This is a genomic window from Streptomyces sp. NBC_00637, assembly GCF_045161545.1.
GTDB lineage: Bacteria > Actinomycetota > Actinomycetes > Streptomycetales > Streptomycetaceae > Streptomyces.
In genome coordinates this window covers 5599513-5617304 of record NZ_CP109046.1, presented here as the reverse complement: position 1 = coordinate 5617304, position 17792 = coordinate 5599513, and the positions used below count along the sequence as shown (strand labels likewise).

Annotated in this window: 11 protein-coding genes; 1 reads left to right on the top strand and 10 read right to left on the bottom strand. The window is 71.9% G+C overall.

The annotated features are described in order from the left end of the window. From galE to OG440_RS24620, 9 genes are all read right to left on the bottom strand, one after another. Window positions 1–969 carry a UDP-glucose 4-epimerase GalE gene (gene galE / locus OG440_RS24660; protein ID WP_406008959.1) on the bottom strand — a complete coding sequence of 323 codons (969 nt, stop codon included), beginning with the start codon at window positions 967–969 and terminating at the stop codon, window positions 1–3. Window positions 970–1042: 73 nt separating this feature from the next. Then, window positions 1043–2326, bottom strand: a complete 1284-nt coding sequence (locus tag OG440_RS24655) for a nucleotide sugar dehydrogenase (protein WP_355701322.1) — start codon at window positions 2324–2326, stop codon at window positions 1043–1045. A 9-nt stretch (window positions 2327–2335) separates the two neighbouring features. Beyond that, entirely contained in the window at window positions 2336–4045 is a 1710-nt protein-coding gene (locus OG440_RS24650; protein WP_406008958.1) for a glycosyltransferase family 2 protein, read from the bottom strand. 110 nt (window positions 4046–4155) lie between these two features. Next, window positions 4156–5181, bottom strand: coding sequence for a Gfo/Idh/MocA family protein (locus OG440_RS24645; RefSeq protein WP_406008957.1), 1026 nt, complete (start codon window positions 5179–5181; stop codon window positions 4156–4158). After that, window positions 5178–6293, bottom strand: a complete 1116-nt coding sequence (locus OG440_RS24640; RefSeq protein WP_406008956.1) for a DegT/DnrJ/EryC1/StrS family aminotransferase — start codon at window positions 6291–6293, stop codon at window positions 5178–5180. The genes OG440_RS24645 and OG440_RS24640 overlap by 4 nt, the downstream gene beginning before the upstream one ends. A gap of 431 nt (window positions 6294–6724) precedes the next feature. Further along, the gene (locus OG440_RS24635; RefSeq protein WP_406008955.1) at window positions 6725–10846 is read right to left on the bottom strand and encodes an Rne/Rng family ribonuclease; all 4122 of its coding nucleotides are present in this window, start codon (window positions 10844–10846) and stop codon (window positions 6725–6727) included. A gap of 277 nt (window positions 10847–11123) precedes the next feature. Then, window positions 11124–11888 carry a TIGR03936 family radical SAM-associated protein gene (locus OG440_RS24630; protein WP_406008954.1) on the bottom strand — a complete coding sequence of 255 codons (765 nt, stop codon included), beginning with the start codon at window positions 11886–11888 and terminating at the stop codon, window positions 11124–11126. Between the two features lie 48 nt (window positions 11889–11936). Next, window positions 11937–13094, bottom strand: coding sequence for a hypothetical protein (locus tag OG440_RS24625; RefSeq protein ID WP_406008953.1), 1158 nt, complete (start codon window positions 13092–13094; stop codon window positions 11937–11939). Between the two features lie 72 nt (window positions 13095–13166). Beyond that, on the bottom strand, window positions 13167–14318 hold the full coding sequence (locus tag OG440_RS24620; RefSeq protein ID WP_406008952.1) for a glycosyltransferase: 1152 nt from the start codon (window positions 14316–14318) through the stop codon (window positions 13167–13169). 199 nt (window positions 14319–14517) lie between these two features. On the opposite strand from OG440_RS24620, the gene OG440_RS24615 reads away from it, so the two are divergent. After that, entirely contained in the window at window positions 14518–15552 is a 1035-nt protein-coding gene (locus OG440_RS24615; protein WP_406008951.1) for a hypothetical protein, read from the top strand. Between the two features lie 237 nt (window positions 15553–15789). Here the strand turns inward: OG440_RS24615 and OG440_RS24610 are convergent, their stop codons facing one another. Next, a complete protein-coding gene (locus OG440_RS24610) occupies window positions 15790–17730 on the bottom strand; it encodes a TIGR03960 family B12-binding radical SAM protein (RefSeq protein ID WP_406008950.1) in 1941 nt (646 codons plus the stop codon). Window positions 17731–17792: the final 62 nt, after the last annotated feature.

Genomic DNA, 17792 nt, shown 5'->3' with positions numbered 1-17792 from the left:
TCACGGGTGCCGCAGCCGCCACCCCGCCCACGCGGACTCCACCATCTCCCGCACACCGCGCTCCGCGCTCCAGCCGAGCTCCTGGTGGATGAGGTCGGCGGAGGCCACGACCCGCGCCGGGTCGCCCGGACGGCGGCCGGACACGTCGGGCTCGACCTCCGCGCGGCCGGTCACGTCCTGGATGACGCCGATCATCTCGGCGACCGAGACGCCCTCGCCGCGGCCGATGTTGAGGACCAGCCGGGCGCCGGGGTCGGCGGCCAGCCGGCGGGCGGCCGCGACATGCGCGGCGGCGATGTCCTCGACGTGGATGTAGTCGCGGACACAGGTCCCGTCGGGCGTCGGATAGTCGTCACCGAAGATCCGCGGCGCGTCCCCGGTCTCGAGGCGCTCGAAGACCATCGGGACGAGGTTGTAGACGCCGTCGTCGCCCAGCTCCGGCGTGGCCGCGCCCGCCACGTTGAAGTAGCGCAGCGAGGCGGTGGCCATCCCGTGCCGGGCGCCGACCGCCCCGACCAGCCACTCGCCGGCGAGCTTGGTCTCGCCGTAGGGGTTGATCGGCGCGCACGGCGTCTTCTCGGTGACGAGGTCGACGTCGGGCATGCCGTACACGGCGGCGGACGAGGAGAACAGGAACCGGCCGACTCCCGCGGCGACGGCCGCGTCCAGCAGGACCCGCATGCCCTCGACGTTCTCGCGGTAGTAGTACAGCGGGCGCTCCACGGACTCGCCCACCTGCTTCTTGCCCGCGATGTGCACGATGCCGGTGATGCCGTGCTCGCGCAGCACCCGTGCGACGGTGTCGCCGTCGAGCACCGTGCCGACCTCCAGCGGCACGCCGTCCGGCAGCCGCTCGGCCCGGCCCGTGCTCAGGTCGTCGAGGACGACGACCCGCTCACCGGCGTCCGTCATCGCCTTCACGACATGCGAGCCGATGAAACCGGCGCCGCCCGTGATCAGCCAGGACATGGGAAAACCTTCCTGCACCAGGGCCCCGCCCCCGGATCCGGGGCGGGGCCACGAGGTTGTTCGCGTACGAGCGTCAGCCGCCGATGACGACACGCCGGACGCCCTTCCAGGCCTCCGGGTCCGTCGTACGGCGACCGTCGACCAGCACGGTGACGTCCGGCAGGTCGGCCGGGGTCAGCGTGCGGTACTCGGCGTGGTCGGCCTGGAGGATCGCCGCGGTGACCTTCTCGCCCGCGTGCGGGGTGAGACCGTGGGCGGCGAGCTCCTCGTCCGTGTACATCGGGTCCGAGACGAACGGCACCGCGCCCCGCGCCTTGAGGGCCTCGACGGTCGGGAAGACGCCCGAGAAGGCGGTCTCCTTCACGCCACCGCGGTAGGCGGCGCCCAGCACCAGCACGCCCACGCCGGTCAGGTCGCCGTAGGCGGCGGCCAGCAGGTCGACGGCGTACTCGGGCATCGCGGCGTTCGCCTCACGGGCGGAGCGCACGACGGTCGCGGCCGGGTCGTTCCACAGGTACATCCGCGGGTAGATCGGGATGCAGTGCCCGCCGACGGCGATGCCCGGCTGGTGGATGTGGCTGTAGGGCTGCGAGTTGCAGGCCTCGATGACCTTCTTGACGTCGATGCCGTTGCTGTCGGCGAAACGCGCGAACTGGTTCGCCAGACCGATGTTGACGTCCCGGTAGGTCGTCTCGGCGAGCTTGGCCAGCTCGGAGGCCTCGGCGGTGCCCAGGTCCCACACGCCGTTCGCCTGCGGCAGGTCGGCACGCTCGTCGAAGTCCAGGACCTGCTCGTAGAACTCCACGCCACGGGCGCTCGACGCCTCGTCGATGCCGCCGACCAGCTTGGGGTAGCGGCGCAGGTCGGCGAAGACCCGGCCGGTCAGCACGCGCTCGGGGGAGAACACCAGGTGGAAGTCCTCGCCCGCGGTCAGGCCCGAACCCTCGGCCAGCATCGGCGCCCAGCGGGTGCGGGTGGTGCCGACGGGCAGCGTGGTCTCGTAGCTGACGAGCGTGCCGGGCTTGAGGCCCTGGGCGATCGCCTTCGTCGCGGAGTCCATCCAGCCGAAGTCCGGGGTGCCCTCGGCGTCCACGAACAGCGGAACGACCACGACGACGGCCTCGGACTCGGCGACCGCGGACGCGGTGTCCGTGGTCGCGCTCAGCAGCCCGGCGTCGACGGCCTGCTTCAGCTTGACGTCGAGGTCGTGCTCGCCGGGGAACGGCTCGACGCCGGCGTTGACCAGCTCGACGACCTTCTCGTTGACGTCCGCGCCGATGACCCGGTGGCCCTTGGAGGCGAACTGCACGGCCAGCGGCAGGCCGATCTTGCCGAGTGCTACTACACAGATGTTCATGGAGGGTCGCTACTTCCTTTTGGAACCGGTCGGCTTCTTGGAGCCGTTCGGCTTGGACTTCTTGGGCCCGACCGCACGCTTCAGGCGGCCGGCCCCGGACTTCAGTTTCCGCACGAGTCTCGCCAGTCCCCGACGGAGCACGGTGATCTTCGGCGGGTACATCCGGGCCGTGTCGATCACGACACGCCCCTTGTCGTTCACCACGGCCGACGCCCGGTAGGGGTCCCCCTCCCGGCCCCACTGGCGCGCCAGCGGCATGGGCAGGTCCTTGCCCCGTACGGGGATCTCGTACGTCGAACCGGCCACGTCCAGGTATACCCGCACGCCCCGCTTCGCGGTGACGTACTCCAGCGGGACCCGGGCGTGCAGCACGGTGGCCGCGCCGTCCGCGGAGGGCTCGGTCGTGACCTCGCCCACCGGCGCCGGCAGGACGTGGTCCGCCTTCAGCCGGCGCGCGCCGGGCTTGTCCGCCGACTTGGGCATCGCCTTGTCGGCGAGCCGCAGCACCGCGCCGCCGACGTCGCCGAGCACCGGCACCCGCACGGACAGCGTGTACGTGAGCGCCTCGCCCTGCTGGTCCCAGGCGGAGGCCAGCAGCTCGGTGCCCTGGGCGAGACGGCCGGGCACCGACTCCCCGATCAGCTCGTAGACCCGGTCGGCCAGGCCGATGCGCGGGTCGCGGAAGCCCGCGTACCGGGCGTAGGCGCGTTCGCCCTCGAGGACGAACGGCGGCGCCCCGTGCTTCTTCTCCGAGCTGATCGCCTCGGCGAGCTCGTCGATGGCGCCGGCCCGGGCGAGCGCGATGCGCACCCGGCGCTTGACGTCCATCGCGTCGCGGATGCCGTCGGTGAAGTAGACGTCGGCGAGGCGCGCGATGCCCGCGCAGATCTGCCGCTGGAGCTCGCGGTCCAGGCCGGGGAAGTCGTCCTGGACGAGCTTGGCGAGCTCCCAGGTGAAGTGCCGGCGCAGCAGCGCGTCCCGGCCGGGGCCCGCCTCGACGAGACCGGCCGTGAAGTCCATGATCTCGCCGGCCGCCCGCAACCGCGCCAGGTGGTCGGCGCGGTAGGTGATGTTGCTGGCGTCGCCGCGCTTGACCGCGTAGTAGCAGGTGTAGTCGGCCACCACCGAGATCTTCTTCGCGCGGACGCACGCCTCGATGGTGAACGGCTGGTCGCTGCCCACGGGCAGGTGCTCGGGGAAACGCAGCTTGTACTTCTCGACCAGGTCCCGGCGGAACAGCTTGGTGTTGGCCAGCGTGAAGGGCAGCGCGGAGTCGTACAGGGAGACGTCCGGGTCGTTCTCCTTGTACAGCGCCTGGTGCACGTACCGGCCGTTGGTGCCGACCATCTTGCCGACCACGACGTCGGAGCCGTGCGTGTCGGCGCAGGTCACCATCCGCTCCAGCGCTTCCTCGCCGAGGTAGTCGTCGGAGCCGATGAAGTACACGTAACGGCCGGTGGCCACCTCCAGCGCGCGGTTGCTGGGCGCGGCCGGGCCGCCGGAGTTCGGCTGGTGGAGCACCTTGACGGTGTCCGGGTACAGCGCCGCGAACCGGTCCAGCTCGGCGCCGCTGTCGTCGGTGGAGCCGTCGTCGACGGCGACGATCTCCAAGCGCTCACGGCCGATGCTCTGCCCGACGAGAGAGTTCAGGCACTCCGTCAGGTACGGCATCGTGTTGTAGACGGCAACGACGACGCTGACGTCAGGCGCAGCACTCATGCTCCGGCTCCTGGTCTCCGACAGCCGACGGCCGGCTGGGTCCTGCGGGGAAAGTCTCACAGAACATAGGAGTCCTGCCGAGCACGCACCGTTCCCCCGATGTGTGATGCTCAGCTGCCATGTGCGGCCAGATCCTCCGGCTGAAGGGACACGCTGCGGTCGGTGTTCGCCGATTCGAGGACCGCGGCCGCCACCTCGACGGTGCGCATGCCCTGACGCAGGGTGCAGATGTCGGCGGGCTTGCCGAGCACCGCGTCCCGGAACAGCTCGTGCTCGACGAGCAGCGGCTCGCGCTTCGGGATGGCGTACCGGATCATGTCGCCCTCGGACACCCCGCGGAACGCCCGCAGGGCCTCCCACTCGGTGGTCACGGCGGCGTTGGAGTGGAAGGTCAGGTCGGCGGTGAGGGTGTCGGCGATGAAGCAGCCGCGCTCACCGGTGACCGAGGTGAACCGCTCCTTGAGCGGGCTCAGCCAGTTGACCAGGTGGTTGACCATGGTGCCGTCGTCGAGACGCCCCACCGCGGAGACCATGTCCTCGTGCTCACGGCCGCTCTTGGAGACGGTGTGCGCGGCGATGGACACGTAGCTGCGTCCGGTCACCCAGCCGGTGAGGTCGATGTCGTGGGTGGCGAGGTCCTTGACGACGCCGACGTCCGCGATGCGGTGCGGGAAGGGACCCTGGCGGCGGGTGACGACCTGGTAGACGTCACCGAGCTCGCCGGCCTCCAGGCGGGCGCGCAGCGACATCAGCGCCGGGTTGCACCGCTCGATGTGACCCACGCCGGCCACCAGGCCGCGCGACTCGAAGGCCTCGACGAGACGACGGGCGCCCTCGACGGTGTCGGCGACCGGCTTCTCGACCAGCGCGCACACGCCGGCCTCGGCGAGCGCCAGGCCGACCGGCTCGTGCAGGGCGGTGGGGCAGGCCACGACGGCGTAGTCCACACCGAGCGCGATCAGTTCCTCGACGGTGTTCAGGATCGGCGCGCCCTGGGCGGCGCCGAACTTGTCACCCATCGGGTCGACGACGCCGACGAGGTCGACGCCCTCCAGACCCGACAGGACACGGGCGTGGTGACGCCCCATGGAACCGAGGCCGACGAGTCCTGCTCGCAGCGACTTCCCGGTACTCACAGTTGCTCCCCCAGAGCATTGACAGCGGTGACGACGCGCTCCAGATCCTGGGCGGACAGGGCCGGGTGCACGGGCAGTGACACGACCTGGGCGGCCGCGCGGTCCGTCTCGGGCAGGTCCCAGTTACGGCCCGCCTTCTGGTCCGGCTCCCAGTACGGCTTCAGCCGGTGGATGGGAGTCGGGTAGTACACGGCGTTGCCGATGCCGGCCTCGGTCAGCTTGGCCATGGCGGCGTCGCGGTCGCCCAGGACGCGCACCGTGTACTGGTGGTAGATGTGCCGGGCGCCGTCGGCGACCTTCGGCGTGACCACGTTGGGCGCGGTGATGTGCTCGGTCAGGTACGCGGCGTTGGCGATGCGCTGCTCGGTCCAGCCGTTCAGCTTGCCGCGCTGGACGCGGCCGATCGCGGCGGACACGTCCGTCATACGGACGTTGGCGCCGACGATCTCGTTGGCGTAGCGCTTCTCCATGCCCTGGTTGCGCAGCAGGCGCAGGGTGCGGGCGGTCTCCGCGTCCCCGGTGGAGATCATGCCGCCCTCGAGGCTGTGCATGTTCTTCGTCGGGTAGAAGCTGAAGGTGCCCGCGGCACCGAAGGCGCCGACCGGGGTGCCGTGCAGCGCGGCCGCGTGGGCCTGGCAGGCGTCCTCGATCACGGCGAGCCCGTGCTGCTCGGCGATCGCCATGATCTTGTCCATGGCGGCCGGGTGACCGTACAGGTGCACCGGCATGATCGCGGCGGTGCGCGGGGACAGGGCGGCCTCGACGGCGGCCGGGTCCAGGCAGTACGTGTCCGGGTCGATGTCGGCGAAGACCACGTCGGCGCCGACCAGCCGCACCGCGTTGGCGGAGGCGGCGAAGGAGAACGACGGCACGATGACCTCGTCGCCCGGGCCGAGGCCGAGGGCGAGGAGCGACAGGTGCAGTGCGGAGGTTCCGGAGTTGACCGCGACGCAGTGACGTCCGTCGACGAGCTCCGAGAACTCCTCCTCGAAGGCGGCCACCTCGGGCCCCTGGACGACCATGCCGCTGCGCAGCACGCGCACCGCGGCCTCGATCTCCTCCTCGCCGATCACGGGTTTGGCGGCCGGTACGAACTCATGGGCGTCGGTCATCGACATCCCCTCCTCTACGGCGACCTCTAAGCCGCACCACGTCTTGCATGGTCGGGAAGAGACCGTGTCGATGCTCAGCACGGCCGCATCCCTGGTTGTCCGCCGGTGCCTGTGGGCGGGCGGACGGGTTTGTACACAGGACCCCGCCCCCCGAGGGCTCCTTGCGGGAAGTCAGCCGTGTCCGGTTGGAAGACCGGATGTGCTCATCGGCCGGGGTCACGGTGTGCATGCCTTTGGCCACCGGGACCACAGTGCACGTTACCAGCACGCGGACAGCGATTTTCCCCAGGGTTACCACAGTGAAACTCACGGAGAGCGTGCGCTCCATCACAAGCGGGGCACAGAGTAACGCGACGCTGGACGCAGGGCGACGCGGCCACCCGGAGGGTACCGGGTGCCCGCGTCGCATCACTGTCACAGAGCAGCGGACGTCACTCCTCGGTCGAGGCCGACACGGTCGGCTGGCCCTGCTGGGCCGCCGCCGTCGTCGTCTTCGACGCCGCCTTCTTCGCCGTCGTCTTCTTGGCGACGGTCTTCTTCGCGGCCGTCTTCTTCACGGCCGCCGTCTTCTTGGTGGCGGCCTTCTTGGCCGTGGCCTTCTTCGCCGTCTTGCGCGCGGCCGCCTTCTTCGCCGGAGCGGCCTCCGCCTCCTCGGCGGGCGCCTCGCCCTCCTGGACGGCGGTCTCCGCCGCGACCGTCGGCACGACCATGACGGCCGTCTCCTCGGAGGCGGTCGGCGCGGTGGCCTTGCGCACGGCACGGCGCCGCGGACGGGCCGGAGCCGCGCTCTCGACGACGGGCTCGGCGACCTGCTCCGCCGCGGGCTGCTCCACCGGAGCGGCCTCGGCGACCGGGGCCACCGCCACCGACGGCTCGGCGACCGTCAGCACGGCGGCCTCCGCCCCGGCGGGCGAACCGGCCGGCGCGGACACCTTGCGGGTGGCGCGGCGACGGGTACGGCCCTTGGGCGCGGCCTCGTCGACGACCGGAGCCTCGACGGCCGCGGCCTCGACGACCGGGTCCTCGACGGCGACCGGCTCGGTCTGCGCGGTGACCGCCTCGGCCGGCTGCACCGGACGCACGGCCTCCGCCTCGGCGGTGACGTCCTGCGCGGTGGGCACCTCGACGACCGCCTCGACGGACTCCTCCGTGACGCTCGTCTCGGAGCCGCCCGACCTGCGCGACGCGCCACCCCTCGGCGCACCCGCCGGAGCGGACGCCCGCCGGCTCGCCCGACGACGGCCCCGGCCGCGCGTGGCGGACGCCTCGGCCTCGGCGATGCTGCTGTACAGCTCCTCGTCCGGCGCGAACTCGGGGGCCGTGAGCGCGACCGGCTCGGCCACCTCGGCGGCGACCTCGGCCTCGCTCTCCGCCTCCTGCTCGGCACCCACGAACGGTTCGGCGACGTCGGCCGCCACCGTCTCGTGCTCGTGCTCGTGGTCGTGGCCCTGTCCGTCGCCACCGCGGCCGCGCTTCTTGCGCTTGCCGCCGCCACCGGCCGCGGTCGGCTGCTCCATGTGGACGATGACGCCGCGCCCGTTGCAGTGCACGCAGGTCTCGGAGAACGACTCCAGCAGCCCCTGGCCCACCCGCTTACGGGTCATCTGCACGAGCCCCAGCGAGGTCACCTCGGCGACCTGGTGCTTCGTACGGTCCCGGCCCAGGCACTCCAGCAGGCGCCGCATGACCAGGTCCCGGTTGGACTCCAGCACCATGTCGATGAAGTCGATCACGATGATGCCGCCGAGGTCGCGCAGCCGCAGCTGACGCACGATCTCCTCGGCCGCCTCCAGGTTGTTCCTGGTGACCGTCTCCTCGAGGTTGCCGCCCTGACCGGTGAACTTGCCGGTGTTGACGTCGACGACGATCATCGCCTCGGTCCGGTCGATGACCAGCGAACCGCCGCTGGGCAGCCAGACCTTGCGGTCCAGCGCCTTGGCGAGCTGCTCGTCGATCCGGTACGTGGCGAACACGTCGACCTCGGAGGTCCACCGGGACAGGCGGTCGGCCAGGTCGGGCGCGACGTGCGAGACGTACCCGTGGATGGTCGACCAGGCCTCGTCCCCGCTGACGATGACCTTGGAGAAGTCCTCGTTGAAGATGTCGCGCACGACGCGGACGGTCATGTCCGGCTCGCCGTACAGCAGCGTCGGGGCGTTGCCGCCGTTCTTCGCCTTCTTCTGGATGTCCTCCCACTGCCCCTGCAGCCGCTCGACGTCACGGCGCAGCTCGTCCTCGCTCGCGCCCTCGGCGGCGGTGCGCACGATGACGCCCGCGTCCTCGGGGACGATCCTCTTGAGGATCGTCTTCAGGCGGGCCCGCTCGGTGTCGGGCAGCTTGCGGCTGATGCCGGTCATGGAGCCCTCGGGCACGTACACGAGGTAGCGGCCCGGGAGCGAGACCTGGCTGGTCAGCCGGGCGCCCTTGTGGCCGATCGGGTCCTTCGTCACCTGGACGAGGACCGACTGGCCGGACTTGAGGGCGGCCTCGATACGACGCGGCCCGTTGGCCATGCCGAGCGCCTCGAAGTTGACCTCACCGGCGTACAGGACGGCGTTGCGTCCCTTGCCGATGTCGATGAAGGCGGCCTCCATCGACGGCAGCACGTTCTGGACCTTGCCCAGGTACACGTTGCCGACGTACGAGGTGGCCTGCTCCTTGTTGACGTAGTGCTCGACGAGCACGTTGTCTTCCAGGACGCCGATCTGGGTGCGCTCGCCGCTCTGGCGGACGACCATCACCCGCTCGACGGCCTCGCGGCGGGCCAGGAACTCGGCCTCGGTGATGATCGGCACCCGACGGCGGCCCTGCTCACGGCCTTCGCGGCGGCGCTGCTTCTTCGCCTCGAGACGGGTCGAGCCCTTGATGGACTGCACCTCGTCGGACGGCTCGGAGGGCTTGCGCGGCTCACGGACCTTGACGACCGTGCGCTCCGGGTCTCCGTCGACCGTCTCCACCTCGGAGGAGGAGTCACCGGCACGACGACGACGGCGACGACGGCGACGGCTGCCGGCGGTGGAGCCGGCGGCGTCCTCCTCGGCGTCCTCCGCGTCCTCGTCCTCCTGCTCGGCGGTGTCCTCGGCGTCCTGCGCGGCCTGCTCGGCGGCGAACTCGTCGGACTCGGCGTCCGCGGAGTCCCCCTCGCCGTCGGCGGCGTCGCCGCGGCGACGGCGACGGCCACCACGACGGCGACGGCGGCGCGACCCGGTCTCCTCGGTCTCGTCGTCACCGTCGACGACGTCCTCGGCCTCGTCGGCCTCCTCCGGCTCGGTCTCCGGCTCGTCCGCGGCAGCGGCCTCGACGGGCACGGCGGCCGGGGCGGTCCGGCCGGTCTCGGCCTCGTCCCCGAAACCGGCGGCCCGGCGACGACGGCGACGACGCGACCCGGTCGGCTCCTCCGGAGCCTCCTGGGTCACCTCGACCTCCTCGGGCTCCTCGGTCTCCGTCACCTCGGGCTCGGAGGCGGCAGCCTCGGCTGCGGCCCGCTGCGGCGTCTGGAACTGCGGCTCGGCGAACACCGGCGCCTGGAACACGGCCACCGCGGGCCGCGCCGGACGACGCGGCGCGTCGGCCTCACCGCTCTCCTGCGAGGGCGCGGAGAAACCCACGGCGGCCCGACGGACCACACGACGACGCCCACGACGGGAACCGGCGTCCTCTTCGGCCTCGGCGGGCTCGGCGGCGGGCGCGGCCTCGGCGGCAGCGGCAGGCGCCTCGGGAGCCTTCGCCTCCTCGACGGGGGCGGCGGCAGCGGTGACGGCCGGCTCGGGAACCTCGGCCTCGGCGGGCGCGGTCACCCGACGGGTGGCGCGACGGCGGGTCCGGGGGGCGGGCTCGGCGGGCGCCTCCTCGGCCACGGCGGGAGCCTCGGCCTCGGCGGCGACGGCGGGCGTCTCGGCCTCCGGCGCCCCGGCGGGCGCGGTCGCCCGACGGGTGGCCCGGCGCCGCGTGCGGGGCGCGGCCTCGGCGGGCGCCTCGTCGGCGACCGGGGCGGTCTCGGGCTCCGCGGCGGGCTGCTCCACCGCGGCGGGCTCGACGGCCTCGGCCGGAGCCTCGGTCGGCGTGGTCACACGGCGGGTGGCCCGGCGACGGCCACGGCGAGGTGCGGCGTCGTCGGCGGCGGCGGCCTCCTCTGCGGGGGCCTCCTCCACGACGGGCGCGCTCACCTCGGCGGCGACGGGCAGAACGGTCTCGGCGGCCTCGGCGGCGGCCGGAGCACCGGCGGGCGCGGAGGCGCGGCGGGTGGCCCGGCGCCGGGTACGCGGCGCGGCCTCGGCGGCTTCCGCGGCCTTGGTGCCGGCCGTGCCCTCGGCCTGGGCGGCCTGGGCGGTCTCGGTGGCCTCGTCTTCGAGGGCCTCCTCCGCCAACTGCTCGGCGGACTCCACGGCCGGTATGGCCGGCGTGGTGATCTCGGCCGAGGTGTCGGCGGCGGCGACCGGCGGACCCGCCGGCCGGGAAGCGGCACGGCGTCGCCGACGCGGCGGCAGGGTGTCGCTGGGGGTGTTCGCTTCGGAGTCCGTGGCGGACTCTGCGGATTCGGTTGGCTCGAGCATGCGGGCGTTTCTCCCGTCAGGCTCCCGGGCGCCGCGCCTGGTCCGGCGTCGATCACGAGGGATCGATCGCCGTTGACGTCCGCGGCTCGCGCGATGCGCGGTGCCGCCGTCCGGGGCGCGGGCGCCGCACGGGAGCTCTCTGTGTCCTGTCTCGCCGGTTCCGTACGCCGAATGCGTACGGCCTGGCGAAAGTCTTCTGGTCGGTTCGCCGCCCGACCCAGGTGGCTCCCGAGTACGAGGGCGGCGCTACGACGTGCGTTCCTTCGCGGAACCTTCCCTACGCGGGCGCCTTCGCGGTGGCAGCGGGTTCGGCCGTTGTGGGGGCCTGAGCTGCCTCGCGGTCGGGCGCGAGCGGGTCGGTCACCGTGCCGGTCTCTTCATCGAGCAGCCCCTGCGCCAGCCTGGTCACCGCAGCGGGGACCGGCGGCGCCAGGTCGGCCACGGCGCGAAGACCGGACAGGACGTCGTCGGGTCGTACGGCAGGCGTCACGTGCCGAACAACCAGCCGCAGTATCGCACAGGGCTGGTCCGTCGGCCTATCAGCAGGTTCACCGTGCGTCTCGAGGTGCACGACGGCGGCGCGGGCGTCGAAGGTTCGCACGCCGTTCTTGGCCATGCGCTGGACCTCTACGGCGTCGGCCCGGTTGAAGGCCTCCACCGCGCGTTCGGCGTCGGCCGGGTCCACACCGTCCAGCCGCAGCTCCCACACGGAAGCCGTCAGCCGGTCGGCGAGCCCCGAGGTCCGGGCCTCGACCGCGTCGACGATGTCGAGCCCGGTGGGCAGCGACTCGTCGAGGAGGACTCTCAGCTTTTCCGGGTCACGCGCCGCGGAGAGCGCGATCTCCAGATACTCCGCCTCACTGCCCGTGCCGGTGGGTGCGGCATTGGCGTACGACACCTTCGGATGCGGCGTGAACCCCGCCGAGTACGCCATCGGCACCTCGGCACGGCGCAACGCACGCTCGAAGGCGCGCTGGAAGTCACGGTGGCTGGTGAACCGGAGGCGGCCGCGCTTGGTGTAACGCAGTCGGATGCGCTGCACCGCGGGTGCGGGCGGCGGGCCTTCGGGCTGTCGCTTGCCCAGTGTCGTTCAGTCCTTCGTGAGAGCGGTCGTACTCCTACCAAGAGTACGTGTCTCGGCTCCCGATGGTTCCCGCCCGCCGACCGCCTCCCGCTCCCGCGACTCCCCGAAGAGCATCCGCCGCACGTCCTCGCGGGTCTGCCGGGCGGTCTCGCGGGCGGCGGCCAGGGTCTGCCGGGTGGCCCGGCCCACGGCGCGCGCGGCACGGGCGGCGGGCCGCAGCACGGCGTCCCGGACGACATGCCCGACCGGGGTGAGGACGGTCAGGTACACCCAGCGCACGGGCTCCACGAAGATCCACCGCAAGAGGGTGCCGAGGAACCGTCCGACGGCCCGTGAGATCCGTCCGGCGATCCGCCAGGCATGCCCGAGGGCCTCCCCCACCTCACGCGCGACGACCGCCAGGAAGCGGCCGACGGGGACGAGCACCCAGCGCCACAGGGCCGTCGCCGGCAGCACGACCAGGATCCGGGCCGTCCAGTAGAGGACCAGGCCGATCCCGGTGACGAGCAGCGTCAGGAGCCACCACACCCCTCGCGCGCACCGGACGAGCGCCCGCCCGACCGGCGCGAGGATCCACCGGTGGACCCAGCGGGCCGGAACGACGACGAGGTGCCGCACCAGCCATGCCACGACCGTGTACGCGCCGACGCCGACGGCGGCGAGAACGGCCCCGATCCCCTTCAGCAGCCATCGGCCCGCATGCCCGAGCGGCGTCAGCACGCGCGCGTACACCCACGCCAGCAACGCCCCGATCCCGCGCGCCAGCCACACGATGCCGTGCCCCACCGGGGTCAGCACGCACCTGTGGAACCACACCGACGGCACGACGACGAGTACCCGGACGAGTACCTGCACGAGCCGACCGACCGCCCGGCCCACGGGGACGACGACGTACCGCCACGCCCCGATCAACGGCCAGACGAACAGCGCCTTGCCCAGCCAGAGCAGGGCCCGCCCCAGCGGTCGGAGCAGCGTGTCCCGCAGGAGCCGCCCCACGACGACGAGCGCGTCCCACACCATCCGTACGGGCACGACCAGCACGAGCACGACGATCCGCACGGGCAGCCGGATCGCCACGACGAGACATCCCTCGGGCGCCCGCGGGGGCGGCTGCGCGGGCGATCCGGCGGGGGGCCCGGCGAGGGGCGGCTTCTCCAGGTCCATAACGACGTAGACGCTACAACCGCCCCGGTGGATGCACTGCTGAGGGTGGGTCAGGCCCGGGCCACGGACGGGCTACCGCTTCCGCGGCCGCGCCGCCTTCCCCGCCCGGGACGCCTTCGGCCGGCGTTCCGGGCCGGCCGGCCGGGGGACTGCCTGGACATGGGGTGCGGAGAACTCGCGGTTGGTCTCCGTCTGACGGCGGACGGCATCGGGCAGATCCGGCATGGCCAGCAGCGTGTCGCAGGCCCGGACGGCGGCCGGATGGTCGCCGACCCAGTAGGCGCAGATGGAGAACTCGAAGAGCAGACCCCACCGGTAGACCCAGGACCTGGTGAAGAGCAGGTCCCCGGGTTCGTCCCTGCCGACGACCGCGCTCAGCAGGGCGTACGCCGTGTGGTAGCGGCTTTGCAGGCGCAGCCGCGACGCCAGTTCGTAGACGGCTTCGAGGCGCTCCGGGCGGGACTCCCAGGCGCGGGAGAAGGCGTCCATGGCCCCCGGCCAGTCGTCCGTCCGCTCCGCCCGCAGGATCCCCGCCTCCAGGAGGGAGCAGTACACCTCCTCGCCCCAGCCGCCCAGTTCCGCGCGCCGCTCGTACAGCGCGATCGCCTCGTCCGCGTGGCCCAGGTCGCGTTCGGTGTTGGCGAGGTAGAAGACCGTGCGTGCGTTGGCGGGGTCGCGCTCCAACTCGCCCCGCAGCAGGCGCGCGTCGCGCTCGAACTTGTCGCTGCGGCAACCGCCGTCCGCGTGGTCCTCGATGACGAGCGCGTCCAGGTTCTCCTGCCGGTCGGGGCCGTCGGTGCAGGGGTACTCGTGGGTGACGCCCTCGTAGCGCCAGGCACGGTCGCCCCGCATGAGGTGCTTGAAGCGGTGCTGGGTGCCCGGGGTGTCGTAACGCAGCATGTACGAGCCCGCCGTCAGCCGGGGCAGCGGGCCGTCCTGACGCATGACGTGGTCGGCGTCGAGAGTGAGCAGATAGTCGGCCTTGCCGCGGGCGTGCTGGATGTTGAGCGTCCGGTTGTGCCCGAAGTCGACCCAGGGCTCCTCGTGGAGCTCGCCCGGGATGCCGTCGAGCACCTTGCGGATCAGATCCTGCGTGCCGTCCGTCGAGCCGGTGTCGGAGATCACCCAGTAGTCGATGAGGGGCCGCACGGACTCCAGGCAGCGTTCGATGACGCGCGACTCGTCCTTGACGATCATGCACAGGCACAGGGTCTGGTGTGTCACGGGCGCCAAGGTGACACAGGTCCGCTCCCCGGACCGTCCGCTCCGCGCGACGAATACCCCATCAGTACGCATCGATTAGTCCGATACGTCGATAAAAATTATCTTTTGGACCTTGTGCCTCGCATGACCGGGTTGTTCAGGTCAAGCTCGCCCTCAGGTTCGGGGAGCGCCCGGACCGGTCGATACAAGGAGCACGTGAATGCGACCCCAGTTCGGACCGTACTCCCTCCTCGGGCCCGTGGCCCGACTCAGATGCAAGCAGGCCGGCATGGTGGCCTCGCTCGCCGTGATCCTCACGGCCGGCGTGGTCAGCCCTGCCGTGGCGGCGGCCCGCAGCGTCACCGACGGGGTGCAGGCGGAGCTCCCCTCCCCGGGCGGCAAGGGTGGCAAGGGCGGCAAGTGCAAGCCGGGGCACCACAAGCCGGAGCACCACAAGCCGAGGGCGATCGAGGCCGGCGGCAAGGACAAGTGCAAGGGCCCGACGGGTCCCACCGGCCCCAAGGGCCCCAAGGGTCCCAAGGGCGACAAGGGATCCACCGGCGCGACCGGCCCCACGGGACCGACGGGACCGACAGGCTCCACCGGCGCGACCGGTACCCAGGGCCAGCAGGGCGTGACGGGTCCGACCGGACCGACGGGCGCGACCGGAGGCACCGGTGCCACCGGCACGGCAGGCGTCGACGGCGTGACCGGCGCGACCGGGGCGACGGGGGCGACGGGCATCAACGGCGTGACCGGAGCCACGGGCGCCACCGGCACGGCAGGCATCGACGGCGTGACCGGACCCACGGGCGCCACCGGAGCCACCGGCGCGACGGGCGCCTGCTCCGACATCGACGCCGCGCAGGACTCCGACAACTTCGAACTGCGGGTCGCGCTGACCGGCGGATCGACCTTCGCCGGTATCCACGACCTCCGCGGCGTGCTCCCCCGCCCGTTCCTGTGGACCGACCTCAGCACCCACCCCGGCTACCCCGCAGGCGGCGTGGACCCGGACGGACGCGACGTGGGCTTCGTCTGCGGAGCCGCCGTCAACGGGCACGACGCCAACACCGGAAACCCCGTCAAGTTCGACGTCATGACCACCACCGGCCAGGTCTGGGAAACCACCTGCGTCGCGGTCGGCGGCACCAACCCCGCCACCCTGAACTGCAACGACCCCAGCGGCCTCCCCAACCCCTGGACCAAGGTGACCCTCCAGCCCCTCGTGGGCGCCGTCAACGGCGGCTCGTGACGACCCTCGCACCACGCAGGTAGCGATGCCCGGAGGTCCGCCGACAGACCTCCGGGCATGTGTCGCGATACCCCCCACCCCCCGCGACCAACCCTCGACGGCCACCCGCCACGCCTGCACACGGCACCAACACCTCGCCGACCGGGTCGAGCCGAGGAGGGAGTGCCCGGCACACGATCGGGAGCGGGGGCTCGCAGGGCCGAGCACGGCCCTGCCCCGTTCAGCCGGTCGGCAGGTTCAGCCGGTCGGCGCCGTCTTCTTGACCTCCAGCGGGAGCAGCTTCCTGCCGGTCGGGCCGATCTGGATGTGGGTGTCCATCGCCGGGCACACCCCGCAGTCGAAGCAGGGCGTCCAGCGGCAGTCCTCGACCTCCGTCTCGTCGAGGGCGTCCTGCCAGTCCTCCCAGAGCCAGTCCTTGTCGAGGCCCGAGTCCAGGTGGTCCCAGGGCAGGACCTCCTCGTAGGACTTCTCGCGTGTCGTGTACCAGTCGACGTCGACGCCGAAGGCGGGCAGCGTCTTGTCCGCGCAGGCCATCCAGCGGTCGTACGAGAAGTGCTCGCGCCAGCCGTCGAAGCGGCCGCCGTCCTCGTAGACGGCCCGGATGACGGCGCCGATACGGCGGTCGCCGCGCGAGAGGAGGCCCTCGATGATGCCCGGCTTGCCGTCGTGGTAGCGGAAGCCGATCGAGCGGCCGTACTTCTTGTCGCCGCGGATCTTGTCCCGGAGCTTCTGCAGCCGCGCGTCCGTCTCCTCGGCGGAGAGCTGCGGCGCCCACTGGAACGGGGTGTGCGGCTTCGGTACGAACCCGCCGATCGACACCGTGCAACGGATGTCGTTCTGGCCGGAGACCTTGCGGCCCTCGGCGATCACCCTCATCGCCATGTCGGCGATCTGGAGGACGTCCTCGTCCGTCTCCGTCGGCAGACCGCACATGAAGTACAGCTTCACCTGGCGCCAGCCGTTGCCGTACGCGGTGGAGACGGTCCGGATCAGGTCCTCTTCGGAGACCATCTTGTTGATGACCTTGCGCATGCGCTCCGAGCCGCCCTCGGGGGCGAACGTCAGGCCGGAGCGGCGGCCGTTGCGGGTCAGCTCGTTCGCCAGGTCCACGTTGAAGGCGTCCACGCGCGTGGAAGGGAGGGACAGACCGATCTTGTCATCCGTGTAGCGGTCCGCGAGGCCCTTGGCGACCTCGCCGATCTCGCTGTGGTCGGCGCTCGACAGGGAGAGGAGGCCGACCTCCTCGAAGCCGGTCGCCTTCAGGCCCTTCTCGACCATGTCGCCGATCCCGGTGATCGACCGCTCGCGCACGGGGCGGGTGATCATGCCGGCCTGGCAGAAACGGCAGCCGCGGGTGCAGCCTCGGAAGATCTCCACCGACATCCGCTCGTGCACCGTCTCGGCGAGCGGGACCAGCGGCTGCTTCGGGTAGGGCCACTCGTCCAGGTCCATGACCGTGTGCTTCGACACGCGCCAGGGGACACCCGACTTGTTCGGCACCACACGGGCGATCCGGCCGTCCGGGAGGTACTCCACGTCGTAGAACCGCGGGATGTACACCGCGCCCGTCTTCGCGAGGCGGAAGAGGACCTCTTCGCGGCCGCCCGGCCGCCCCTCCGCCTTCCACTCACGGATGATCTTCGTCATGTCCAGCACGGCCTGCTCGCCGTCGCCGATGACCGCCGCGTCGATGAAGTCGGCGATCGGCTCGGGATTGAAGGCCGCGTGGCCGCCCGCGAGCACGATCGGGTCGTCGAGACCGCGGTCCTTGGACTCCAGCGGGATACCGGCGAGGTCCAGCGCCGTCAGCATGTTCGTGTAGCCCAGCTCCGTGGAGAAGGACAGTCCGAACACGTCGAAGGCCTTCACCGGACGGTGGGCGTCCACGGTGAACTGCGGGACCGAGTGCTCCCGCATCAGCGCCTCCAGGTCCGGCCACACGCTGTACGTGCGCTCGGCCAGAACCCCCTGCTGTTCGTTCAGCACCTCGTAGAGGATCATGACGCCCTGGTTGGGCAACCCGACCTCGTACGCGTCCGGGTACATGAGCGCCCAGCGGACGTCGCACGACTCCCAGGGCTTGACGGTGGAGTTGAGCTCGCCGCCCACGTACTGGATCGGCTTCTGCACATGCGGGAGCAAGGCTTCTAGCTGCGGGAAGACCGACTCGACAGACATCGCGGCTTACCTTCGTGAGCTGGCAGGGACAGGGGTGACCATCAAGCGTAACCCGCTCGGAG

What these genes read in the sequence shown, in the direction of transcription:
- OG440_RS24655 (WP_355701322.1), bottom strand. Translation starts at nt 2,326, where the DNA reads ATGAACATCTGTGTAGTAGCACTCGGCAAGATCGGCCTGCCGCTGGCC.
- OG440_RS24640 (WP_406008956.1), bottom strand. Translation starts at nt 6,293, where the DNA reads ATGACCGACGCCCATGAGTTCGTACCGGCCGCCAAACCCGTGATCGGC.
- galE (WP_406008959.1), bottom strand. Translation starts at nt 969, where the DNA reads ATGTCCTGGCTGATCACGGGCGGCGCCGGTTTCATCGGCTCGCATGTC.
- OG440_RS24610 (WP_406008950.1), bottom strand. Translation starts at nt 17,730, where the DNA reads ATGTCTGTCGAGTCGGTCTTCCCGCAGCTAGAAGCCTTGCTCCCGCAT.
- OG440_RS24625 (WP_406008953.1), bottom strand. Translation starts at nt 13,094, where the DNA reads ATGGACCTGGAGAAGCCGCCCCTCGCCGGGCCCCCCGCCGGATCGCCC.
- OG440_RS24635 (WP_406008955.1), bottom strand. Translation starts at nt 10,846, where the DNA reads ATGCTCGAGCCAACCGAATCCGCAGAGTCCGCCACGGACTCCGAAGCG.
- OG440_RS24650 (WP_406008958.1), bottom strand. Translation starts at nt 4,045, where the DNA reads ATGAGTGCTGCGCCTGACGTCAGCGTCGTCGTTGCCGTCTACAACACG.
- OG440_RS24615 (WP_406008951.1), top strand. Translation starts at nt 14,518, where the DNA reads ATGCGACCCCAGTTCGGACCGTACTCCCTCCTCGGGCCCGTGGCCCGA.